At 45.9% G+C, this 23482-nt stretch carries 23 protein-coding genes and 1 riboswitch; all 23 genes read right to left on the bottom strand.

The window, feature by feature from the left end:
* Positions 1-4 precede the first annotated feature (4 nt).
* Positions 5-1408, bottom strand: a complete 1404-nt coding sequence (atpD, locus tag NSS67_RS04705; RefSeq protein ID WP_339318548.1) for a F0F1 ATP synthase subunit beta — start codon at positions 1406-1408, stop codon at positions 5-7.
* 261 nt (positions 1409-1669) lie between these two features.
* Positions 1670-2539: an ATP synthase F1 subunit gamma gene (gene atpG, locus NSS67_RS04700; RefSeq protein WP_339318547.1), complete on the bottom strand. Its 870-nt coding sequence runs from the start codon at positions 2537-2539 to the stop codon at positions 1670-1672.
* A 152-nt stretch (positions 2540-2691) separates the two neighbouring features.
* Positions 2692-4203, bottom strand: a complete 1512-nt coding sequence (gene atpA / locus NSS67_RS04695; RefSeq protein WP_339318546.1) for a F0F1 ATP synthase subunit alpha — start codon at positions 4201-4203, stop codon at positions 2692-2694.
* 11 nt (positions 4204-4214) lie between these two features.
* Complete coding sequence (locus NSS67_RS04690; protein WP_060625972.1) at positions 4215-4766, bottom strand: F0F1 ATP synthase subunit delta; 552 nt, start codon at positions 4764-4766, stop codon at positions 4215-4217.
* A complete protein-coding gene (gene atpF, locus NSS67_RS04685; protein ID WP_339318545.1) occupies positions 4763-5251 on the bottom strand; it encodes a F0F1 ATP synthase subunit B in 489 nt (162 codons plus the stop codon). Before atpF ends, NSS67_RS04690 begins: the two co-directional genes overlap by 4 nt.
* A 97-nt stretch (positions 5252-5348) precedes the next feature.
* Positions 5349-5564, bottom strand: coding sequence for a F0F1 ATP synthase subunit C (atpE, locus tag NSS67_RS04680; RefSeq protein WP_339318544.1), 216 nt, complete (start codon positions 5562-5564; stop codon positions 5349-5351).
* A gap of 104 nt (positions 5565-5668) precedes the next feature.
* On the bottom strand, positions 5669-6436 hold the full coding sequence (gene atpB, locus NSS67_RS04675) for a F0F1 ATP synthase subunit A (RefSeq protein WP_339318543.1): 768 nt from the start codon (positions 6434-6436) through the stop codon (positions 5669-5671).
* Positions 6437-6465: 29 nt separating this feature from the next.
* Positions 6466-6843, bottom strand: coding sequence for an ATP synthase subunit I (locus NSS67_RS04670; protein WP_339318542.1), 378 nt, complete (start codon positions 6841-6843; stop codon positions 6466-6468).
* Positions 6836-7069 carry an AtpZ/AtpI family protein gene (locus NSS67_RS04665; RefSeq protein ID WP_339318541.1) on the bottom strand — a complete coding sequence of 78 codons (234 nt, stop codon included), beginning with the start codon at positions 7067-7069 and terminating at the stop codon, positions 6836-6838. Before NSS67_RS04665 ends, NSS67_RS04670 begins: the two co-directional genes overlap by 8 nt.
* A gap of 177 nt (positions 7070-7246) precedes the next feature.
* Complete coding sequence (gene wecB, locus NSS67_RS04660; RefSeq protein ID WP_339318540.1) at positions 7247-8407, bottom strand: UDP-N-acetylglucosamine 2-epimerase (non-hydrolyzing); 1161 nt, start codon at positions 8405-8407, stop codon at positions 7247-7249.
* 62 nt (positions 8408-8469) lie between these two features.
* The gene (gene upp / locus NSS67_RS04655) at positions 8470-9099 is read right to left on the bottom strand and encodes a uracil phosphoribosyltransferase (RefSeq protein ID WP_339318539.1); all 630 of its coding nucleotides are present in this window, start codon (positions 9097-9099) and stop codon (positions 8470-8472) included.
* A 418-nt stretch (positions 9100-9517) separates the two neighbouring features.
* Complete coding sequence (gene glyA, locus NSS67_RS04650; RefSeq protein ID WP_339318538.1) at positions 9518-10765, bottom strand: serine hydroxymethyltransferase; 1248 nt, start codon at positions 10763-10765, stop codon at positions 9518-9520.
* Positions 10766-10879: 114 nt separating this feature from the next.
* Entirely contained in the window at positions 10880-11464 is a 585-nt protein-coding gene (locus tag NSS67_RS04645; RefSeq protein WP_339318537.1) for a TIGR01440 family protein, read from the bottom strand.
* A 164-nt stretch (positions 11465-11628) separates the two neighbouring features.
* Positions 11629-11711, bottom strand: a riboswitch (ZMP/ZTP riboswitch).
* 48 nt (positions 11712-11759) lie between these two features.
* On the bottom strand, positions 11760-12347 hold the full coding sequence (locus tag NSS67_RS04640) for a low molecular weight protein arginine phosphatase (protein WP_339318536.1): 588 nt from the start codon (positions 12345-12347) through the stop codon (positions 11760-11762).
* 48 nt (positions 12348-12395) lie between these two features.
* Positions 12396-12968 (bottom strand): manganese efflux pump, encoded by a 573-nt coding sequence (locus NSS67_RS04635; RefSeq protein WP_339318535.1) that lies wholly within the window; start codon positions 12966-12968, stop codon positions 12396-12398.
* 114 nt (positions 12969-13082) lie between these two features.
* Positions 13083-14423 carry an L-threonylcarbamoyladenylate synthase gene (locus NSS67_RS04630; RefSeq protein ID WP_339318534.1) on the bottom strand — a complete coding sequence of 447 codons (1341 nt, stop codon included), beginning with the start codon at positions 14421-14423 and terminating at the stop codon, positions 13083-13085.
* Between the two features lie 108 nt (positions 14424-14531).
* Positions 14532-15287 carry a stage II sporulation protein R gene (gene spoIIR, locus NSS67_RS04625; RefSeq protein WP_339318533.1) on the bottom strand — a complete coding sequence of 252 codons (756 nt, stop codon included), beginning with the start codon at positions 15285-15287 and terminating at the stop codon, positions 14532-14534.
* A gap of 83 nt (positions 15288-15370) precedes the next feature.
* A complete protein-coding gene (locus NSS67_RS04620) occupies positions 15371-16555 on the bottom strand; it encodes an FtsW/RodA/SpoVE family cell cycle protein (protein ID WP_339318532.1) in 1185 nt (394 codons plus the stop codon).
* Between the two features lie 643 nt (positions 16556-17198).
* Complete coding sequence (locus NSS67_RS04615; protein ID WP_339318531.1) at positions 17199-18383, bottom strand: FtsW/RodA/SpoVE family cell cycle protein; 1185 nt, start codon at positions 18381-18383, stop codon at positions 17199-17201.
* A 137-nt stretch (positions 18384-18520) separates the two neighbouring features.
* Positions 18521-19522 (bottom strand): peptide chain release factor N(5)-glutamine methyltransferase, encoded by a 1002-nt coding sequence (gene prmC, locus NSS67_RS04610; protein ID WP_339318530.1) that lies wholly within the window; start codon positions 19520-19522, stop codon positions 18521-18523.
* Positions 19515-20588: a peptide chain release factor 1 gene (gene prfA / locus NSS67_RS04605; protein WP_339318529.1), complete on the bottom strand. Its 1074-nt coding sequence runs from the start codon at positions 20586-20588 to the stop codon at positions 19515-19517. Before prfA ends, prmC begins: the two co-directional genes overlap by 8 nt.
* 233 nt (positions 20589-20821) lie before the next feature.
* Positions 20822-21922, bottom strand: a complete 1101-nt coding sequence (gene ychF, locus NSS67_RS04600; protein WP_339318528.1) for a redox-regulated ATPase YchF — start codon at positions 21920-21922, stop codon at positions 20822-20824.
* A 136-nt stretch (positions 21923-22058) separates the two neighbouring features.
* Positions 22059-23417 carry a S41 family peptidase gene (locus NSS67_RS04595; protein ID WP_339318527.1) on the bottom strand — a complete coding sequence of 453 codons (1359 nt, stop codon included), beginning with the start codon at positions 23415-23417 and terminating at the stop codon, positions 22059-22061.
* Positions 23418-23482: the final 65 nt, after the last annotated feature.

Raw genomic sequence — 23482 nt, 5'->3', positions numbered from 1 at the left:
AGGGTTACATCATCGTTTTCGCTTTTTCTACCGCTTCTTCGATTGTTCCCACAAAGAGGAATGCTGCTTCTGGAAGATCATCATGCTTACCATCCAGAATCTCTCTAAAGCTTCGTACAGTTTCTTTAATTGGCACGTATTTACCCTTGAAGCCAGTAAATTGTTCAGCCACGTGGAAAGGCTGCGACAGGAACCGCTCAACTTTACGAGCACGGGATACGATAACCTTATCATCCTCACTCAATTCATCCATACCCAAGATGGCAATGATGTCTTGAAGTTCGGTATAACGTTGCAGCAATTGTTTAACACCTTGTGCCACATTGTAATGCTCTTCACCAACAATTTCCGGTGCTAGCAGACGTGAGCTGGAAGCCAGTGGATCAACCGCTGGGAAAATCCCCTTCTCGGAAATCTTACGCTCAAGGTTTGTTGTTGCATCCAAGTGAGCAAACGCCGTTGCCGGAGCAGGGTCAGTGTAGTCATCCGCCGGTACGTAGATTGCTTGAATGGAAGTAACGGAGCCTTTTTTGGTCGAAGTGATACGCTCTTGCAACTGACCCATTTCAGTAGCCAGTGTAGGCTGATAACCTACCGCGGACGGCATACGTCCGAGAAGAGCGGATACTTCGGAACCCGCTTGGGTGAAACGGAATATATTATCAATAAAGAGCAGCGTATCGCGACCTTCTACATCACGGAAATATTCCGCCATAGTAAGACCGGTCAAAGCTACGCGTAGACGCGCGCCTGGAGGCTCATTCATTTGTCCGAACACCATTGCTGTTTTCTTAATAACACCTGAGTCCGTCATTTCGTGATAAAGGTCATTACCTTCACGAGTACGTTCACCCACACCCGCGAATACGGAAATACCACCGTGTTCTTGGGCAATGTTATTAATCAATTCTTGAATCGTTACCGTTTTACCTACACCGGCACCGCCGAACAGACCAACTTTACCGCCCTTAGCGTAAGGTGCCAGCAAGTCGATAACTTTAATACCCGTTTCCAAAATTTCGGCTTGTGTCGACAATTCATCAAAAGTCGGAGCCAAACGGTGAATTGGGTTCCTAATCTCAGCTGCAACTTCACCAGCGTTATCAATTGGATTCCCAAGTACGTTAAATACCCGGCCTAATGTCGCTTCCCCTACAGGAACCGAAATAGGACCTCCTTGGTCCATTGCGTCCAGTCCACGAACCAGACCATCTGTAGAAGACATAGCGATACAACGTACCAGATTGTCTCCCAAGTGATTGGAAACCTCAAGTGTTAGGTTAATCTGGCGACCATTATCCAAGACAGTTTCAATTTTGATAGCGTTGAATATCTCGGGCAACTGGCCGCGTTCAAATTCAATATCGACAACCGGACCCATAATGCTTACAACGCGTCCTTTGTTCATCTTCAATTCCCTCCTCGAAAGCTGTTACGTCAAGAAGAAACGACATTGTCGTCATATAAAGATGACAACCGTTTCTCGTAGAAATATAAGCATTTTGTATAGTGTAAAACCTATACTTTCTTATATTTTAAGAAGAACTGCAGTGCCGTTCTTAAGGAGTTATACTCCCGAAGCAGGCGATACTATGTATCGCTTAACACGGCACTGTTTCTCGTAAAATACAAGGTAAGTCAAGCACACTGCTTAACTTTTCTTGTATTTTTAAGACTGAGCGTTCGCTCCGGCCACGATCTCGGTAATTTCCTGTGTAATTGCCGCCTGACGGGCACGGTTGTACGTAAGGGTAAGTTCTCCGATCATTTTCGACGCGTTCTTTGTTGCACTGCCCATCGCTGTCATTTTCGCACCCAGCTCACTGGCTTTGCCATCCAGAATTGCGCTATAAATCAAAGTTTCGGCATATTTCGGAAGTAATACTTCGAGAACGCCTTCCGGTGAAGGTTCATATTCGTAATTTGCGGATGCTTCATGATGCTCATGATTTCCTACGCCTTCCATAGGCAACAGTCGATCAACGGTTGGAATCTGGGTAATAGCATTGACGAATTGGTTGTAACAAACGTACAACTCGTCATACTCACCTGTCTCAAACTGTTGTACTGCCAAGTTCGCGATAGTCTTGATATCTGCAAATTTCGGCGCATCCGAAAGCTCGGTAACCTCATGTACAATCGGATATTCACGGCGGCGTAAGAAGTCACGGCCTTTACGACCGATGACGAACAAGGCGTACTCATCTTTCGATTTATGTCGCTCAGCGATGAGCATCGTCACCTTACGTAGAATATTAGCGTTGTATCCTCCCGCAAGTCCTCTATCAGAGGTCACGATAAGATAACCGGTTTTTTTCACAGGACGACTGACCAGCATGGGATGCTGGATGCCTTCTGTACCAGCAGCAATACTCGATACAACCTCTTTCAGCTTCTCAGCATAAGGACGGGCGGCAATTGCCTTCTCCTGAGCTTTTCTCAGCTTGGAGGCGGCTACCATTTCCATCGCTTTTGTGATCTGTCTTGTGTTTTGAACACTCTTAATTTGACGTTTAATATCACGCATGCTTCTTGCCATGATTTCACCACCTTAAAGCTTTGACGAAGTCAAAGCTAACTTCGTAAGCATCATCTTAGCTTTAACGGAGTCAAAGCTAACTTTATAAGTAAAGCCTGAGCTTCGGCAGAGCCAAAGCTCACTTAGTAAGATCCGTTTACGCACTATCTATATTAGCTAGTAGCAAAGCCTCTTTTAAATTTATCAATTGCTGCTTTAAGAGCGGCTTCGTTATCTGCTGTCAAATCTTTTGTATCTTTGATGGATTGAGCAACTTCAGCAGCACTGCTATCCATGTAAGCAAGAAATTCCTTTTCAAAACGTTTTACGTCTTTAACAGGAATATCATCCAAATATCCTTTTACAGCTGTGTACAAGCTGAGTACTTGATGCTCAACAGTCAACGGCTGATTTACACCTTGCTTCAGAACTTCCATCATACGCGCTCCGCGATTCAGACGAGCAAGCGTCGATTTATCTAGATCTGAGCCGAACTGCGAGAAAGCTTGAAGTTCACGATATTGGGCAAGATCCAGACGGAGCGAGCCAGCAACCTTCTTCATCGCTTTAATCTGAGCGGAACCCCCTACACGGGAAACGGAGATACCGACGTTGATTGCCGGACGTTGTCCAGAGTTGAACAGATCGGATTCAAGGAAAATTTGACCATCTGTAATCGAGATTACGTTCGTAGGAATGTAAGCTGATACGTCAGATGCTTGTGTTTCGATGAAAGGAAGCGCGGTTAATGAACCACCACCAAGCGCATCACTAAGCTTAGCCGCACGTTCCAAAAGACGGGAATGCAAGTAGAACACGTCACCAGGGAACGCTTCACGACCCGGTGGACGACGAAGCAGCAAGGACAATTCGCGATAAGCCGAAGCTTGTTTTGAAAGGTCATCATAAATGATCAGTACATGTTCGCCCTTGTACATGAAGTATTCGCCCATTGCGCAACCTGCGTATGGAGCAATATACAACAGTGGGGATGGCTCGGAAGCCGAAGCAGTTACAATGATTGTATATTCCAACGCACCATGACGGCGGAGAGTTTCTACAACCTGTGCTACTGTAGATTGTTTTTGTCCAATGGCAACATAAATACATTTCATTCCGTTGCCTTTTTGGTTGATAATCGCATCAATTGCGATTGCAGTTTTACCTGTTTGACGGTCACCAATGATAAGTTCGCGTTGTCCACGACCAATTGGTACCATCGCATCAATCGCTTTAAGGCCAGTTTGCATTGGCTCATGAACCGATTTACGGTCGATAACACCAGGAGCGTTATTCTCAACCGGACGGAACTCCGTCGTTTGAATTGGGCCTTTACCGTCAAGCGGCATACCGAGTGCGTTTACTACACGACCCAGAAGGGCCTCTCCAACTGGAACTTGCATGATTTGTCCAGTACGTTTTACTTGATCGCCTTCACGAATTTCCTTGTACTCACCCAGAATAACAACACCGACGTTGCTTTCTTCCAGATTGAGCGCCATGCCCACTACACCGTTGGAGAACTCTAGCAACTCGCCTGCCATTGCGTTTTCCAGACCGTAGACACGAGCGATACCGTCTCCGACTTGAATGACGGTGCCGACTTCGGCAACTTCGATATCGGCTTTATATTGCTCAATTTGACTTTTGATCAAAGTGCTGATCTCTTCAGGTCTGATGCCCAATATCCTCACCCCTATCTTCTATGCTTATCATTAAAGGATTTCTCGAGACGTTCCAATTTGCTAGACAGACTGCCGTCATACAGCGTATCGCCGATATAAACTTTCAGTCCTCCCAGCAGGCTTGGATCCACCACGTTCGTAACCCGGATTTTACGGTTTACGAGCTGGCCGAATTCTGCAGCTACAGCCGCTTGTTCTTCTTCACTTAAAGAATAAACGGAGTATACCTTAGCATCACCAATGCCAAGAGCGTCTCCTTCAATCTTGATATACGTATCCAGCAGTTCGGCAAAAATATCGGTTCTGCCTCGCTCTACTAACAGTTCTACAATGTTCATCACGATAGGAGAGAGCTTATCTTGAAGTGCTGTGCGCAGCACTTTCAGCTTGTCGGACTCTGAGATACGCGGTGCAAGAATAAACCGCTGTACCTCTTGGTCTGAATGTAATACTTCGACCACTGCCTTGAGCTGTTCTTCTACTTCAAGGGTAATCCCCTTCTCTACCGCTGCACTGTACAATGCTTTAGCGTAGCGCTTGGCAACTACCGTATCGCGGCTCATGATCGGCCTCCTACCTCATTGAGGTATTGGTTCACAAGCTGCTCCTGCTCACTGCTAGCACTAACTTCTTTCTTAAGAAGCTTAGAAGCAATACGAACAGATGCCGTTCCAATTTCGCTGCGCAACTCTTCCACTGCTTTATTCTTCTCGTTCTCGATATCGCGCACGGCCTCTTCTTTGACACGTGCAGCTTCAACTTTAGCTTGCGCCAAAGCTTGTTCTACCTGTTGATTACTAGTAATTTGCGATTGTTGAATAATCTGTTGAGCTTCCTGGCGTGCACTGTTCAGCGCCTGCTTCTGCTCTTCCACATACGCGACCGCTTGCTCTCTAGTCTTCGCAGCTTCATCCATTTGCTGCATTACTAGCTCACGGCGTTTCTCCATAACTGCGAACAGTTTGCTGAACGCATACTTACTGAGCAAGAAATATAGAATCCCAAAGGCTAGAATTGAAAATAAGATGTTTGTCCAAACAATTTCCACTGAGGTCACTCCCTTCCCTTACCGCGTCATGCGGACGTATACAAAAGTAAGGCGCGGATGGCATCGGCCGTCCCCGCCAAACCGTAAATACGGTTTATTAAGATGAAAACATGATCAGGAATGCGATAACTGTTGCTGCCAACGGAATAACTTCGACGATACCTACACCGATAAACATTGTAGTTTGAAGAGCGTTACGAGCTTCTGGTTGACGAGCGATGGACTCAACTGTTCTACTTACGATCATACCGTTACCAAGACCTGCGCCAAGTGCACCCAATCCAACCGCTATTGCTGCTGCTAAAAATTCCATTTGTAAATATCCTCCTTTAATTTTGGTTCATATTGTGTTTAATGATATAAGATATCTCCCGCGAAAGAAAATCAGGCGATAGCCGTTCTCTTCGCAGCAGTTCATTAATGTGCTTCTTCTTCGTGAATCGTCATCTGTGCGATATAAACCATCGTCAGAATTGTAAAGATAAACGCCTGTAGTGCCCCGACGAAAATACTGAATCCTTGCCATACAGCCAGGAACGGAATACTGAGAATCCCCAGTTTCAAAATGACTGTAATCAGTACTTCTCCGGCAAAAATGTTAGCAAATAGACGAATAGCCAGAGCTACTGGTTTTGCCAAGTTCTCGATAATGTTCAGTGGCAAAAAGATTGGAAACGGCTCAATATAGTGTTTGAAATAATGCTTACCGTTGAGCTTAATGCCCAGGAAGTTCATCAAAATAAACACGATAATTGCCAATCCCGCAGTGACATTAATGTCAGCAGTCGGCGACTTGTACCATAAGATCTCAACATGATCACCATGCGCCAAGTTCCTGGTTGCTTCTATTACATGGCCAAACACGGTTACAGGTCCATGCGCTTCAGTTACAACTGAGAAAGGCAATCCAAGAAGGTTGGAAACAAAGATAAACAGAATCAACGTTAGCCCCAAAGATATGTAAGGTTTTCCTTTCTTCAGGTCCATAGCACTGCTAACGACACCTTCTACAAATTCTACAACCCATTCCATAAAATTCTGAAGCTTAGATGGATTCTCAACCGAAAGCTTGCGAACCGACAACATCACCAGTACAAACACTACTGTACAACTGATCAGAAGCATTAATACGGCTGATATATCTATCGGTATTCCTCCGACAAAGATTTTCGGCATAGCGTGCATAGTATCATCCCCCTTTCTCTTTAATCTGGTTAAAGTTTGTTCTTCACACTCAGATATATCCCCGCAGGAATGGCGAGAAGCTGAGGAATGAATACGCCCGAAACAGTTGCTACCAGGGAGAAATGCTCAATCTTGACCGCGAACATGGTGACCAAAATTGCGAAGCTAATCCGTGTAACAAAACCGAGGCTGAAGGCATTCCCTTCGTTGCTCGCAATCGACTGCGTTACCCGTCGAACCTTGACGGCCAGATAACGAAAGTTTACCAATCCCGCCACCAGACCTAGAGTCATGCCCAGCGTAACATCCCTGGTTTCATGATGAAGTGCCCAGCCCATTAAGAGTCCTGCCATAAGGACGAGCGTAACTCTAGTGACGGTATTGATCATGGGAGTCATATTATCCATTCTGCTCCCCCAAAAATTTTTTAATTAACAGGACGACGTTCACAATCCCCAGAATCATTCCGGTTATAGTGCCAATGGCGAGCCAATATCTTGGGCCTTCCATCAGGTCTTTCAGCCACCTTGCCGCAAAAAAACCAATAATAATGTAAGCGGCGAGTATAGTGCCTGCACTTCCAATGATAAGCGCGGTCTGTAACAAGCTGTCCCTGCTATTTTGTTCTTTCATTGGCTACAATCCCAACTAATTTTACTGAATTTCTGGAGACTTTGTCAATTCATTGAACATTACTTAAAAACCCTTGAAAACATGAAAATAATCACAGCAAAATGTTCCAAAACCATATAAACCGTACAGTTTGACTGTATGTTGATTTTAACAGATCAAATATTACTTTAAATGAAATTATTTATTTTTTGTGAACATTCTGTGAAACTCTTCAGGACGTTCCTTGTTCACACCAAAATGGTGCAAAATCGCATTGACAATTCGTTGGGAGGCTTTGCCATCACCGTACGGGTTGGCGGCCCGACTCATCGACTGATAGAGCTCATTATCAGTCAAAAGAGCATGTGTCCGTTCATACACCTTCTCCTCGTCCGTGCCCACAAGTTCTAGCGTTCCAGCGTCTATCCCTTCAGGACGCTCCGTCGTATCACGAAGCACAAGCACGGGAACTCCGTATGAAGGAGCTTCCTCTTGCAAACCACCGGAATCGGTTAATATCAAGTGAGTATGCGGATAAAAATTATGCAAGTCTACGACATCCAGTGGATCAATCAGCTTGATTCTCGGATGTCCACCCAAGATTTCATGTGCAGGTTCCTTAACAGCAGGACTCGGATGCACAGGATAAACAATGGCAACATCTTCGAATTCATCAGCGATTCTTTTGACTGCTCGGAAGATATTGCGATGCGGTTCACCTTGCGATTCTCTACGGTGAGCGGTCATCAAAATAAGTCTTTTCCCTGAAGCGAAATCCAAAACAGGATGCCTGTAATCAGGCTGTACGGTATATTGAAACACATCGGTTACAGTGTTGCCTGTGATATAAATACTTGATTCTTTTTTGTTCTCATGTCTCAGGTTACCAGCTGACCAATCGGTTGGAGCGAAGTGTAGATCTGCTAACACACCTGTAAGTTGACGGTTCATTTCTTCAGGATACGGAGACAATTTGTTCCATGTCCGAAGTCCTGCTTCTACGTGCCCAACCTGAATTTGCTGCAGGAAAGAGGCGTAACTTGCAAGGAACGTCGTTAATGTATCTCCGTGCACCAGTACGATATCAGGTTTAACCTCTCTGAGTACAGGTTCCAAGCCTTCAAGCACTCGAATAGTAATCTCATTAAGTGTCTGACGGTCCTTCATCACATCCAGATCGTAATCAGGAGTTATATTGAACACTTCCAACACTTGATCGAGCAATTCTCTGTGCTGTGCAGTAACACATACGATGGACTCGATATGCTCAGGATGCTTCTTCAGCTCAAGAACTAGAGGAGCCATCTTGATCGCCTCGGGGCGCACTCCGAAAATAGTCATCACTTTAATTTTGGACATAACCCCTACCCTTTCATCAAAAAAATTAAAAACTCAATGTATTACCTGTTACTGATTACTATTTACTTAGTTCCGTACAAACGATCTCCAGCATCGCCAAGTCCTGGGACGATATATCCATGTTCATTCAAATGAGAATCAAGCGCGGCTACGTAAATATCTACATCTGGATGCGCTTCTTGAACTGCAGCAACACCTTCCGGAGCCGCAATCAGGTTCATCATTTTAATCTGTGTACAGCCGCGGTTCTTCAGCGAGGTAATGGCAGCGATCGCGGATCCCCCTGTAGCTAGCATCGGATCAATTACGATCAACTCACGTTCCTGTACATCTGTAGGAAGCTTGATGTAATACTCTACCGGTTGAAGTGTGTCCGGATCACGGAATAAGCCAACATGTCCTACTTTAGCAGCAGGGAGAAGCTTTAGGACGCCCTCAAGCATACCTAGGCCGGCACGAAGAATAGGGATAAGCCCAAGCATTCTTCCTGAAATCACTTTGCTTTCGGTTTCAGTGACCGGTGTTTGTACTGTAATGGTCTCTAGAGGAATATCCCGTGTAATCTCATAAGCCATCAATGTAGCAACTTCGTCAACATGCTCTCTGAAATCCTTCGTGTTTGTTCTTACGTCGCGAATAAATGTTAGTTTGTGTTGAATTAAAGGATGATCGCAAATCACCAATTTTCCCATTTACTGTCCCTCCGGTAATTGTAAGTCGTGTCTATAACCCTAGAAAGCACTTTTGCTTCTCTATGGCTAAATCCTGTCTATTATAGCATTCCCATCGTCGCATTTCACCTAGAAAGGAACTTGTATCCATATTGAAGCTTTTCCCTTGTATTTCCTTTGTTTAGAAAGGTAAGGATTGGAATTTCAGTGCCTTTCCAGCTATAAAACCTAAATTAGGTTGTGCAAGTTTACATTTTTCATACTATTCACATTTTTTTCACTAATTTTTATGAAAATTCCATGAACTTTCATAATTAATTTCATTCTTTTCATCAATATCTCCATTGTAATATTGTGAACAATAAACAACAAAAAACCTCCACCAAACCCGAAATCAGGACTTGGTGGAGGTAGACTCATTCATTAATACGAATAAGAACTAGTATTTCAGTTCTGGATACAGTGGGTACTGATCCGTCAATTCAGCAACTTGACGAGCTGCCTCAGTCAATTTCGCTTCGTCCTTCGGATTCTTCAGAACATTAGCTATGATACGACCAATAGCCACCATTGCTTGCTCATCCATGCCACGGGAAGTAACTGCAGGTGTACCAATACGGATACCACTAGTTACAAAAGGGCTGGTAGGATCAAATGGAATTGCGTTTTTATTCACAGTGATTCCGATGGAATCTAGTACTTTTTCCGCATCTTTTCCAGTAATGTTCAGGTTACGTGTATCAAGCAACATCAAGTGGTTATCCGTACCACCGGATACAATGTTAACTCCTTCGCTGATCAGTGTTTCCGCGAGGACATTTGCATTCTTCACTACATTCTCGGCATAAGTCTTAAAGGATGGCAGCAAAGCTTCGCCGAATGCAACGGCTTTTGAAGCAATAACATGCATAAGTGGTCCACCTTGAGAACCAGGGAACACCGCTTTGTCAATTGCAGCAGCCCATGGCTGTCTGCACATAATCATACCACCGCGAGGACCACGCAAAGTCTTATGCGTTGTAGTTGTAACGAAATGCGCATGAGGAACTGGACTCGGATGAAGACCCGCAGCAACCAGACCTGCGATATGGGCCATATCTACCATAAATAATGCACCCACATCATTAGCAATAGCGCCGAGTTTCTCGAAATCAATAATACGCGGGTACGCACTTGCACCAGCAACAATCAATTTAGGACGGTGTTTAAAGGCTGCTTTGCGCACTTCATCATAATCAATCAGGAAAGTATCTTCTTGTACACCATAAGCAACGAAGTTATAGAGCAATCCAGAAGCATTTACTGGACTACCGTGCGTTAAATGTCCGCCATGCGCCAAGTTCATTCCAAGCACAGTGTCACCCGGGTTAAGCGCAGCCAGATAAACAGCCATATTCGCTTGTGCTCCGGAATGCGGTTGTACGTTGACATGTTCCGCACCGAATAACTCTTTTGCACGATCACGAGCCAAATTCTCAACGATATCTACATCTTCACAACCACCATAATAACGTTTGCCTGGATAGCCTTCTGCATATTTGTTCGTAAGCACTGAGCCCATGGCTTCCATTACGGCTTCGCTAACGATATTCTCTGAGGCAATAAGCTCAATGTTGGCACGCTGACGTTTCAGTTCCAGTTCCATCGCTTCCAGTACTGCCGGGTCACTCTTACGTAATTGTTCCATGTTCTTATTTCCTCCCTAGTGTGTGTAGATATGTTGTATTTAAGTAGAAACGATTTACCCGCCACGAAGAGGCTTTAGGCCTGCGTTTCTGCAAAAAATAAAAAACTAAGTTCATTAATCACAAGCCTGTGAACCACTTTGCTCTGGAGTACGGTAGACTGCACGTTCGCCGCCAATAAGCGGGGGTCTAGTCCATGCCGCATTCACCCTAGCTGCTCCAATGTACCGTAAAGTCGGCCGAAAAGGAACTGCCACCCGCCGCAAATGCATACCTATGAGCGTCTCACCAATATCTAAACCAGCATGTGCTTCTATCATTTCCGCCAAAACAGGATCTTTCATAGAGCGATAAGCAGCCGCAGCCATCGAACCTCCAGCCCCCGGTATGGGTACAGCTGAAACTTCATTTAACCTAAGCAACTCTAACAAAGAGCGTTCCATTACAAGCGCACGATTCAAATGCTCGCAGCACTGATAAACGAGATGAAATCCTTTTTCCTCTGCGACCAAACGAACCCCTTCGAGCAGTTGCTGCGCGACTTCAAGCGCACCACCGGTTCCAATCCGAACACCAGCGACCTCACTTGTGCTAACTCCAACGACAACAATTTTGCCTGATCCAAGGTTTCCAGCTTCCGCCAACTCCCTTAACACAGTGACGGTTGCTTCAGTTAAAGATAACTCCACAACTTCGTCCATCACTCTACCTCCTCAAACTTCAAACAAACCCAATTCAAACTCAAACTCCTTCGACATCCTTATAAGGACGGTAAGGTTTATACGAGGAACATAAGAAGGTTTAAGAGTTAAACTTTCTTATGATTTAAACAAAAAAGAGCAGTCCGCAGGTAGCTGCGGATTTGCTCTTTTGCCCAGGCGACCGGCCGTTTATTCCGATGCTCCATCGTGGTTTGATCCACATTTGTCGCCAGTTACATCGGAACCGATTATTTGTACTTTCATCTTAAAGCAAAGCGGACTGAAAATCAACCATTTACAAATGACGCATAGATTCCAGTTTATCTAGTAAGCTAAACAGCGCGGTGCGAATCTCAGCAGCAGTAAGCTCATAGTCTTCACGCGTGCCCCCAAATGGATCGGAAATATCAAAGCTCGGAATACGCTGACGGATTTCAATTATTCGCTGTAGATCCGTTGCGTTGGGTTCACCGCCAAGAGCTATGCTTAACTCAGCATCTGCGTAAAGGCTGTCCAATTCCTTAATATCCTCAGTCACAGCTTCTTCGTTATGCACATATTCCTTCAATGTATATGTTTTCGTTACGGCTTCCGGAAAATACTGTAGCAAACGCTGCTTATGTCCACTAGTCAAAGTCAGTACAAGATCGGCCCAACCGACGGATTGCCCCGTTAATTGCGACGATTCCAAATGATCATGAATACCTTCATCCTGCAATATAGCTGCAGCATGTCTCGATATAGAAGTACCAGAAATGGCGGATACACCTGCAGACCGCACTTCCAGATCAATTCCACGTTCCTTCGCGAGCTTTCGCAAAAGCCCCTCAGCCATAGGACTACGGCATGTATTACCGGTGCAGACGAATAAAATATGTAGCATGCTTTTGCACCCCCATGAAATTAAAAATATTGTAATGTCGTTATTGTATCAAAAGATGAATAGCAAGCCAAACCCCAATAAAATAGCCCCGCCCAGCGCTTCCCCATAATCCCCGAGCCCACGGCTGACATGCCGTCCAAGAAGTAAGCCGATAATCGACATCAGACCTCCACAAGCACCAAAAGCTAGTATGGTCAGAAGCACGCCATTCACAAACATCCCTAAGGATACCCCAACGGAAAAAGAGTCCACACTTACACTCAGTGATAGAAGCAGCATTCCCCATAAGGTTCGATGATTCATAGCCCGTGTACTTACCACTTCCGAACGAAAGGAGTTATACACCATATGTCCACCTAACAGCACAAGAAGCCCTCCAGCTGCATAAGTCGTAACTTGACCTAGCAATTGCCCGACATAACTTCCCGTCAATAAACCTAGAAGAGGCATTAGCATATGAAAAAAAGCAATGAGCACACTCATCTGTAGAACATGCAACAGACGAATACCCTTCATCCCGATTCCTACACCCAGTGAAAAAGCATCCATTCCTAATGCAATCGCCATTATAGCAATGGTCACCGTCTGCCCCCAATCGGCATATACATCTCCTATGCCCATGCTTAACCCCCCAAGTCGGAAATATCTTGTACAACAACGATATGCGGACAAGGGGGTAATCATGACTTCTTAAGGTGTTCGCAGTAGAAGAAACAATGCTAGAGGGCGCCGTGACTATCCGGCGTCAATGACGGAACCACCGGCGGCTTTCATAAGCCGGTTCATAATGGCAGCGCCGAGGCCGGTATACGAACAAGCCTCGGCCAAGATGTAAGTCGCTCCCGCTTCATCGAAGCGCCGCAGCGCGGCATATAGGGAGCGCGCTCCTTCCTCGGGCGAGGATAACGAGCCGAGGGAAAGGACACAGGCGGCAGGATCGGCGGGGTAGAGAGGTTTATGCTCCTCGAAGAGGAGCAAGCCCGTCACCTCGCCGTTCAGCTGCGCCGCCTGAAGCAGACTTGCGGCTTCTTCTGCAACACGTTGCGGAGAAGATCCGCGCACTACACCGAGCCAGCCGCGCGGTGCGTAGTGTGTGTACTTCATGCCGGGCGCGCGCGGCACCGAGCTGTCGACAGCAGCTTCTGCACCGTGAAGCTCCGCAGGTGCAGAAGCTTGTCGAGCTTCCGTTGCTGGGGAAGCTCCTGCTTCTTTAACCGAAGCAGGTTCAGCAGAAACAGCTTCTTCTCCCACTACAGCAGCCAACTGCTCCGAAGTAATCCCGCCAGGGCGCAGCACGGCAACCTTCCCGTCAGGCTGGACCTGCACCACGGTTGATTCCAGTCCAACTCCGGCAGCGCCGCCATCCAGAACGCCGCCAATGTATCCGGCCAAATCTTCCATCACATGCGAAGCCAATGTCGGGCTCGGACGACCCGAACGGTTAGCGCTGGGCGCCGCAACTGGACAGCCCGCCGCACTTATCAATGCCAAAGCCACCGGATGGTCAGGCATACGGACACCAACCGTATCCAGCCCTGCCGTCACACAGGGTGACAAAACACCCTCACGAACAGGAAGCACAACTGTCAGCGGACCGGGCCAATAAGCTTCCATCAGCGCCGCCGCCGCAGGATGCACTTCTGTAACAAGCTCGTCCAAAGCACCCGGATCGGCAATATGCACGATAAGGGGATTGTCAGACGGTCGCCCTTTTGCTGCAAAAACAGCCTCAACCGCCACTGTATTCCTTGCGTCCGCTCCAAGTCCGTAGACCGTTTCGGTCGGAAAAGCGACCGTGCCTCCTTCGCGAAGTATTTGGGCCGCCTTCACTATGGCTAACTTATTCACTTCACTTGGCTGAAGTACATCGGAATCCGGATCTACATCCCTTAACAAATCCAGTTTCCAATACACTGTCTCATTCCTATTTCCACTCCGCCGCTGAACGGCGAATAAAGGTTCGTTTGGTTCATTCATTCTTATCACAGGCTTTCTACAGGATATATATTGAACAATAGCTTTTCTTGCAGACTTAGGATAAATACTCTGGATGCTCATTTCTTCTGATCTTACCAAAAAACGGCCCCAATGAAGGAGCCGCAGTCGATCTGCTTATGAAATAGTAACATATCTAGGTTCAAAACTATAGATCATTTCCACAAAACCAAAGAGCCAACTTTAGCTTTACGACCACAATCCAGAAATCCAGTTCCAAAGGTTTTGCAGTAATTCCCAAAGGAAGAAGCGCACCTCTGGCTCTGCGGGTTCCGCCGCTGCGACATCCCCTGTCGAAGAATCTGCTTGCACAGATTCCCCTACTGCCGGCTGTGCCTTAGCTCCACTATCTACACTAGCAGCCGAGACGGTTTTTGCCCCTTTGTTAGCAGCAGGTGCTGCCGCATCTCCGGAGCCTGCATCGATAAAGCAAAGCGGTGGAAACAGTACACACCACCAATTCTGCCCCTTGCCCTCACCCAGCGTGACCCGAACAGCCTCGTACTCTCCGGCCGGATACACCGTGCCACCATATAATTTGGTCGGAAAAGGGACTACACCAAGCTCCACTTTATAGGAATATTGAATACCACGTTTCTCTAGCTCCGATCCAACCAGCGCATTAAGCTCGGGTAGATGGTTTCTAATTAAAGAGCGTGCCTGCTCTAAGCTCTGCGGGTCCTCAAGTGCAGTTACCCACTGGTTCATTTGCTCCACGATTGTATCGCGAATTTGCCGCTTCACTAGCTGATCCTGCGTTCCGTCCGAATTCGCCAAAATACGCAGTCGGATGGAATCCTGTGGAATAGATACTTCGGCTACTGCAGCATCGGTTTTTTGACCTTCCCAGGCCATGATTACTATCATGAAAAAACAAATTAAAATGGCAGTATACTTAAAAGTCACGCGTAAGGAATCTCTTTTATCCATATGATTATCGTTCATTTGTTCGCAGCCCCTCTCTCTTAACACTCATGCTAGTAGTATGTCCAGAGATGAGAGACTGCAAACCTATGAATCTATTAAATCTATAACTTCAAGGCAAGTGCCTTAGGCAGTTGTAAATCATCCTCAACATCCCGTCCATAAAGATGCACACTCATCACAATCCCCATACAGGCCATATTGATTAAAAGTGACGTACCTCCATAACTGATGAACGGAAGTGTAATTCCAGTAAGCGGCATTAGGCCGATGAAGGCTCCAATATTCTCTAGGATTTGATATAGCAGCATAGCCGTAATTCCAATAATTAAAAACGGACCACTACGCTCCTTACTCTCTAGAGCAATCACTATCATCCGATGGAGCAAAATGAAGAAGAGCAAAAGAAGCACCGCTGAACCCACGAACCCAAACTCCTCCGCAATCTGAACGAATATGGCATCCGAATAGGTATACGGAACACGGTTATTCTGCACAGAGCTACCCTGCATATATCCCTCACCACTCATCCCCCCGGAGGCGATAGCCATTTTAGCATTTTTCGTGTGGTAGCTTGCATCATCTGACGCCAAATCAGGTACAAGCCAAGGATCAAAACGATCTACTAAATGCTCCCTACCAAGGGTTTCCTCAAAAAAATATACCGCTTCATCATGATAGTGAATATAACTCATAATCCCTGCAAGACCTAGTCCGCCGACTATTATTAGCCCGATGAGTGCATGTGAAATTTTGATATTCCCGATCCATAGAAGGCCGATCAATATAACGATGTAACTTAGCGCATTCCCCAGATCATTTTGTACAATAACTATAATAAAAGGGAGCAAAGTAAGAAGTGCCAGCGGAACGATTCCCTTCCAGAAGGTTAGTATGACCCCTTGTTTACGAACCAGAATGGAGGCCAATAGAAGTATCAATATCAACTTAAACAGCTCCGCAGGCTGAAAGCTAAGACCACCTATTTCTAGCCCCAATTGAGCGCCATTCTTCACCTTACCAAAAAAACTAACCGACACTAGCAGACCTATACCCAAGATATAAATATAAAGAGCATATTTAACAAATATTCTATAGTCCACAAAGGTGAGCACAAAGAAAGCTAAAAACCCTAATATATAGTATTTAAGCATTTGCAGATGGAAACCATCTAGTTTCTGAACTAATCTACCATTAGTCACGCTATATATCGAAAAAATACTAATGACCATCAGCATAACTAGAACAATAATAATCACGCTATCGATCTTCTTAAACTTTTCAAGCATATGTAACCCCCTTACTCTATTAAGGCCCCAACCGCCCTCATCCGAGGAAAGTCGCTTCCTTCTATTGTAGAGCATTCGAGATTATAATTCCAAATTTATGTAATTCATCCGAATTAAGAAATTCCCCCTCTCGGATTGCAGGACGGACATGTATTCCAATCGTTGTTGAAGTTCTTGTTTCCTTCTATTCTACTTGGGTGCATTCCTCTACTTTTTCAATGCCCAGTACATCGGTAATTCTGAACGCTATCCATTAATCCCTTCGTAGTGAGGTTCCACGAGGGACGGACCGTATGGACCTTATTTCCAGTAAATTAGCACATTTAGTCGGGTTAACGGACCGTATTGCACTTATTCCCTAAAAACAAGCCCATTTCCGGGTGATTTAGGGCGAATAACGGCGCTGGTGTCCGTTAGTTCGACTAAAACATGCATTTAGGCGGATATAAGGTCTACTCAGTCCGTTAAACATCCCAAAGTGATGGGATCATTAAAAATAGGTTTCCCCAATGCCAATGTTCGAATCCATGCCTTAACTTTTGCAGAAAATGAAAACGAAGCGATAGGATGTCCTTCACAATAAAAAACCGCCAGTTCCTATCCACAATGGATGAGGTACTGACGGTATTTTATGATTTTGTGATTAACCCTGTTTGGCGGCTGCATAAGGAGTAGGCTTGGGCAAATCTTCCTCTACATCTCGACCATGCAGACGCACACTCATTACTAGTCCAATGCTGGCCATATTGATAAGCAGGGATGTACCCCCAAAGCTGATGAAAGGCAACGTAATACCTGTTAAAGGCATCAAGCCGATAAACGCGCCAATGTTCTCAAAAATCTGATACAACATCATCGCGACAATACCGACGATCAGAAATGGCCCCGCTCGATCTCTGGACTCCAGCGCAATCAGAATCATTCGGTGAATCAGGATAAAATAAAGCAGCAGCACAAATGCAGAACCTACGAATCCAAATTCCTCGGCAATCTGCACAAAGATAGAGTCCGAATACGTATAAGGCACTCGATCCGTCTGAACAGAACTACCATTCATATAGCCCTCGCCACTCATCCCACCTGAGGCAATCGCCAGCTTAGCGTTTTTGGTATGATACAGAGCTTTCGCTGTCGCTTTATCCGGTACAAGCCAAGGATCGAAACGTTCAATCCAGTGTGATCGACCAATATCGTTAAGGAACGATTTAATTTCATCATGATAATGGATATAGCTCATAATCCCAGCAATCGCAGAGCTTGCAATAATCACTATTCCGATTAATGCGTGAGTGTACTTGATATTGCCAATCCATAACAGACCCGCAAGAATCACAATGTAAGACAAGGCATTCCCAAGGTCATTCTGCGTAAGGACAATAAGAAATGGAAATAAGGTCAAGAGACCCAGCGGCACAACATCCCGCCAAAACAAGAGTTTACTCTTATTCTTACGGACGAGCATAGCTGCCAGAAAAAGAATTAATATCAGCTTAAACAACTCGGCAGGCTGAAGGCTTAGTCCTCCAGGGAGGGACAACCAGCCTTGGGCATTATTTTTGGTCTCGCCCAAAAAGCTGACGAGGACCAGTATACCTATCCCAAACAGATAAATATAAAGCGCATATTTCACTAAGATTCTGTAATCTAAAAAGGTCATCCCAATAAAAGCAATAAAGCCTATCGCATAATACATCATCATACGGATATGATGTCCGTCCAGCTTTTCTCTTCCATGAGTCACACTATATATGGCGAAGATGCTGACAGTCATGAGTAATAACAGAACGACTACAATAGCACCATCAATCTTTTTAATCTTCTGAAGCACGTTCTGCCTCCCTACTCTATATCTGGGCTTTCTGTTTACACAAAGAAGTCCGGTTAAATTCTATTGTAAAGGAAGTCGGAATGAAAATACAATTTTACTACCATGCAACAAACAAAACTACATCACAGCATGCAGATTTATCTCGCTATACCTAGCACATGGCGTGGAATTCCAGCCAGATCATTAATGATGATGATCTCTTCCCAATGGCCCGCCGCCTCTAGTAGCGCAGCTACTTGCTCGGCTTGTCCCATGCCGAGTTCAAAGCCGATCAGGCGCGGCGGTGCCGGGAGCAGCGCCAGCTGCTCCATCATGCGGCGGTACGGGTCCAGCCCGTCCGCCCCGCCATCCAGCGCAGTGCGCGGCTCATGGTCGCGCACCTCACGCTGCAGCCCGGCGATATCCTCGCCGGGGATGTACGGCGGGTTGGAGACGAGAATATCCGTCTCCATCCCCGCGAACGGCTCGAGCAGATCGCCGAGCCGAAAGTCCACGGCTGTGCCGTTGCGCAAGGCGTTGCGCTCGGCCACAGCCAAGGCCGCCGGCGAAATGTCGCCGGCGCACACCCGCCACGCCGGCGCTTCCGCCGCCAGCGTGACGGAGATCGCTCCGCTGCCGGCGCCGATGTCGACGGCGGTCAGCGGCCTTGCGGCGCGCTCACTCCTAGCGCCGCCGCCTGCAACATCCCGCGCTGCATCCCCCGCAGCAGCGCCTTCTTTCTGCGCCGCTTCGCTCGGCGCAACCGTGCCGTCCGGCCAGAGCTCCGCGCCGTACCGCACAATCGCCTCGACCAGAAGCTCCGTCTCTGGCCGCGGAATCAGCACGTCGGGCGTCACTTCAAAGGGACGCCCGTAGAACTCTTGCTCGCCAATGATATACTGCACCGGCTCACCCATGCTCCGGCGGGTAACTCCCGCCTCCCACGCTTCCTTGACCGCAGCTGGAAAAGGATCTGCCAGCGCCATATAATACGCTGCCCTGGACAAGCCAAGCACATGCTCAAGCAGTAATTGCGCACTGCGTTGCGGCTCATTACAACCGCTCTGGCTCAAAAAAGAAGAAGCCTCCGCAAAGGCTTCCCGGATGCTTTTTACTTCCGACATGACAAATACGCCATCGTTCAAAGCATTATTATCCATTGTCCATACTATCCATCAAATCAGCTTGTTCAGCAATTGAAAGAGCCGAAATAATTTCAGTGATTTCTCCGTTCATAACCTGCTCCAGACGGTGCAGTGTCAAGCCAATGCGATGATCTGTAACCCGGCTCTGCGGGAAGTTATACGTCCGGATACGCTCACTACGATCACCCGTACCTACTTTGCTCTTCCGTTCACCAGCATATTTCGCTTCTTCTTCCTGCCGCTTCATATCGGAGATACGGGCACGAAGCACTTGAAGCGCCTTTTCCTTATTGGAGTTCTGTGACTTACCATCCTGACAGGTAGCAACGATGCCCGTAGGTACATGGGTTACACGTACTGCAGACTTGGTCGTATTTACAGACTGTCCGCCTGCACCACTTGAACAGAAGGTATCCACACGAATATCTTTATCATGGATTTCAATCTCAAATGCTTCAGCTTCCGGCATCACCGATACTGTAGAAGTAGAGGTATGAATACGTCCACCGGATTCAGTCGCTGGGATACGTTGTACGCGATGCGCACCACTTTCGTATTTCAGCTTACTGTATGCACCGCGGCCGTTAATAAGGAAGATTACCTCTTTAAATCCACCAAGGTCACTCGCGTTGACATCCATTAGCTCCACGCGCCAGCCTTGTGAATCTGCATAACGAGTGTACATCCGATAAAGATCGGAAGCGAACAATGCTGCTTCATCTCCACCCGCTGCACCACGAATTTCGACGATTACGTTCTTATCATCATTCGGGTCTTTAGGCAGCAGCAATACACGGATTTGCTCTTCCAGTTCTACCTGACGTTTGGAAAGGTCGTCAATTTCCATCTTGACCATTTCCTTCATCTCATCATCAAGCTTTTCGGCTTGCATCTGCTTAGCAGCTTCAAGCTCTTCCATTACATTCTTATATTCAGTATACGCCTCAAATGCAGGCTGTAGGTCTGATTGTTCTTTGGAATAATCCCTCAGTTTCTTACTGTCGTTTGCAACATCCGGATCACAAAGCAGTTCACTGAGCTTCTCATAGCGGTCCGCCAGGGATTGCAATCGGTCCAACAAGGGAATTCACCTCTCCTAGTTCAATTTCAAATTCGCAAATAAAGCGATTAAAACATATGTCATAAAAATAGATATACGACTTTATATTATACCAAAGATATTGTGAAATGGCTACAGTTCTGCACGCAAAAACACCTTAATAAATGACTAATATTTTAAAAAGGATCATCCCAGCAGTAGATACCCTCTACCGACTGAGATGACCCTCATATCATTAGTACGCTTCAGTCCTCTTAAACGTTGAAACGGAAATGCATAACGTCGCCATCTTGCACCAAATATTCTTTACCTTCAAGACGCAATTGACCACGTTCTTTCGCGCCATTCATAGAGCCGGCTGCCAAAAGATCTGCGTAAGCCACTACCTCAGCACGGATAAATCCACGTTCAAAGTCTGTATGAATTACACCCGCAGCGCCAGGTGCTTTGGTTCCGCGACGGATCGTCCACGCACGAACTTCCTGAACGCCTGCTGTGAAATACGTGTACAAGCCAAGCAGCTTGTAAGCCGCTTTAATCAAACGGTTCAGACCGGATTCTTCCAGCCCAAGCTCTTCTAGGAACATTGCCTTATCTTCGCCCTCAAGCTCAGCGATTTCAGCTTCGACCTTAGCACTGATTGGAACAACTTCTGCACCCTCAGTAGCTGCGAAATCACGAACTTGCTGTACATAAGGATTGTCCTCAGCACTTGCCACTTCATCTTCACTTACATTCGCCGCATACAGCACTGGCTTTAATGTTAACAAATGAAGATCGCGGATAATAATTTTTTCGTCTTCCGACAATTCTATACTACGTGCAGGTTTATCTTCGTAGAGCACTTCTTTGACGCGTTCAAGCAGTTCAACTTCTTGAGCGTATTTCTTGTCGCCACCTTTGATGTTCTTGCGGGAACGCTCAATACGCTTCTCAATGCTCTCAATGTCAGCAAGAATCAGCTCCAAATTAATGGTCTGAATGTCGCTGATCGGATTTACTTTTCCATCCACGTGGGTAACGTTCTCATCTTCAAAGCAACGAACGACATGAACGATAGCATCCACTTCACGAATATGAGCCAGGAACTTGTTGCCTAGTCCCTCACCTTTACTTGCGCCGCGCACAAGACCAGCGATATCAACAAATTCAAAAGCAGTAGGTACGGTCTTGTTAGGCTGTACCAGCTCAGTCAGTTTATCAAGACGTTCGTCCGGAACTTCAACGACACCAACGTTAGGGTCAATCGTGCAAAAAGGGTAGTTTGCGGATTCTGCTCCCGCTTGCGTTATCGCATTAAACAATGTGGATTTCCCTACGTTAGGAAGACCGACGATTCCAGCTTTCAAAGCCATTTATATGACAACTCCTATTTTCAGCTAAATTGATCATCCGAATAAGTAATACGATCTAAACCATTATATATTAGAACATATTCTCCAGCAACACCGGATGTCATGCAGTTGTGTCAATTACCCCTTTGTTATCGCCTCATTTTCCTTTAGAACTCGCAAGCTCTAGTACCTTCATTATCGCCGGCTGGTCTAGTAGTGGCTTGGATTTATCTGGATCAACCTCAATGTCAGGTACTGTCTTTACCTCCTCATTGCAGCTCCCATCAGAGTTAAGACCCATTTGGAGTGAAAATCTAAATAAATAACCACTATTCGATAATGCTACTACGAGAGGGTCTGTTCCCAGACCGTCTCCCCCAGTTTTTTCGCCTACAACCGTAGCAAATCCGGTTCCTTTAGCAAAAGCGGCCAATCCTTCCGAAGATGAATATACCGATCTATCTACAAGCAAATAGATCTTCCCCTTGAATCCAACAGATTGATAAGGAGTTACTATATCAACTTTTTTGTTATAGTTCTTAAATATTTTGTTAGCTTCTGGCGGCATTTCGGGCAACTGTTCATCTTTGATGTTGGCAATAGGCTGTAGCCCTTCTGTCAGCTGACGTGCCTGCATAAAGGCCTCGGCATAGTCGCCTCCCCTATAAAGATAATATGTATTATAAGTAATAGGCTTATTAATCAACTGAGGAACTATGTGAATGCGCCAATAATCACTACTCCCTCCCCCATTTCCACGAATATCTAGGATTAGAGTTTTGAAGTCCTTTACCTGTTTTAAAAAATCTCTGATCTCGGCACTGTCCATCTCCATGAGATGGCCACCAAAGCTTCGCATGCCTAGATACGCTATTTGATCAGGCTCTATAATGACCTTCTCTACATTTCCCGACGTCTCTTTTCTTTCCCCTTCCTCTTCCACCATATTGTTATTCTTATTAATTTCATCAGAACTTGTCTGCTCATTTAAAGGTTTCTGGTTATATCGAGCCAATACATTGGGCTGCTTAAACACGTTGACCCATGGCTCAAAACCATAACCTAACCGCGTATAGATATATAGATACCAAGGGTATTCTTCCTTAGAAATGAAGGCCGTATGCCCATTATTCAATCTACTAAGTACAAATGTCATTTCCTCCAAAAATTCATCATCCGTTTTCACAGCTGCAATTTTATTGCGGTACTCCTCTTTGTTCGCAAGCCAATCCTCTCCGTTTAAACGCTTGTTCACTTCAAAGAAAGGATAATTCTCTTCAATAATGTTCCACATATAATCAAAATCCTCTAACCTTTGTTCTACCGTCAATGGTGTTAACGCTACTTCCGATTGTTCTTCCGCTACCTTTGAAGAGACTACCGGCGCAACCGGACTTGCCTGAACTTGTTCTGATTCAGATTGCTTTTTCCCTGGCAAATCCCCACTGTTGCAGCTGACCAGTAATAGTAATGCAACTGCCGAAACAACCACCAGCGATACAATCGTTGGTCTCAACTTAATCCCCTCCTATTTCTCTTTATTATTCAAACCATTTTCAGCTATTTATTTAATAATCATAT

This window comes from Paenibacillus sp. FSL R10-2734, from assembly GCF_037963865.1.
Lineage (GTDB): Bacteria > Bacillota > Bacilli > Paenibacillales > Paenibacillaceae > Paenibacillus_AQ.
Note: the sequence above shows the minus strand (reverse complement) of the source record. Positions and strands in the feature narration are given on the sequence as shown.

Excerpts from the sequence above, each read along its gene's own strand:
- upp (WP_339318539.1), bottom strand. The coding sequence starts at position 9,099 with ATGGGAAAATTGGTGATTTGCGATCATCCTTTAATTCAACACAAACTA.
- prmC (WP_339318530.1), bottom strand. The coding sequence starts at position 19,522 with ATGGATAATAATGCTTTGAACGATGGCGTATTTGTCATGTCGGAAGTA.
- NSS67_RS04640 (WP_339318536.1), bottom strand. The coding sequence starts at position 12,347 with ATGCTACATATTTTATTCGTCTGCACCGGTAATACATGCCGTAGTCCT.
- NSS67_RS04645 (WP_339318537.1), bottom strand. The coding sequence starts at position 11,464 with ATGGACGAAGTTGTGGAGTTATCTTTAACTGAAGCAACCGTCACTGTG.
- NSS67_RS04670 (WP_339318542.1), bottom strand. The coding sequence starts at position 6,843 with ATGGATAATATGACTCCCATGATCAATACCGTCACTAGAGTTACGCTC.
- wecB (WP_339318540.1), bottom strand. The coding sequence starts at position 8,407 with ATGTCCAAAATTAAAGTGATGACTATTTTCGGAGTGCGCCCCGAGGCG.
- atpB (WP_339318543.1), bottom strand. The coding sequence starts at position 6,436 with ATGCACGCTATGCCGAAAATCTTTGTCGGAGGAATACCGATAGATATA.
- NSS67_RS04665 (WP_339318541.1), bottom strand. The coding sequence starts at position 7,069 with ATGAAAGAACAAAATAGCAGGGACAGCTTGTTACAGACCGCGCTTATC.
- atpG (WP_339318547.1), bottom strand. The coding sequence starts at position 2,539 with ATGGCAAGAAGCATGCGTGATATTAAACGTCAAATTAAGAGTGTTCAA.
- spoIIR (WP_339318533.1), bottom strand. The coding sequence starts at position 15,287 with ATGAACGATAATCATATGGATAAAAGAGATTCCTTACGCGTGACTTTT.
- ychF (WP_339318528.1), bottom strand. The coding sequence starts at position 21,922 with ATGGCTTTGAAAGCTGGAATCGTCGGTCTTCCTAACGTAGGGAAATCC.
- NSS67_RS04620 (WP_339318532.1), bottom strand. The coding sequence starts at position 16,555 with ATGCTTGAAAAGTTTAAGAAGATCGATAGCGTGATTATTATTGTTCTA.
- NSS67_RS04690 (WP_060625972.1), bottom strand. The coding sequence starts at position 4,766 with ATGAGCCGCGATACGGTAGTTGCCAAGCGCTACGCTAAAGCATTGTAC.
- glyA (WP_339318538.1), bottom strand. The coding sequence starts at position 10,765 with ATGGAACAATTACGTAAGAGTGACCCGGCAGTACTGGAAGCGATGGAA.
- atpE (WP_339318544.1), bottom strand. The coding sequence starts at position 5,564 with ATGGAATTTTTAGCAGCAGCAATAGCGGTTGGATTGGGTGCACTTGGC.
- NSS67_RS04635 (WP_339318535.1), bottom strand. The coding sequence starts at position 12,968 with ATGGGCATAGGAGATGTATATGCCGATTGGGGGCAGACGGTGACCATT.
- atpD (WP_339318548.1), bottom strand. The coding sequence starts at position 1,408 with ATGAACAAAGGACGCGTTGTAAGCATTATGGGTCCGGTTGTCGATATT.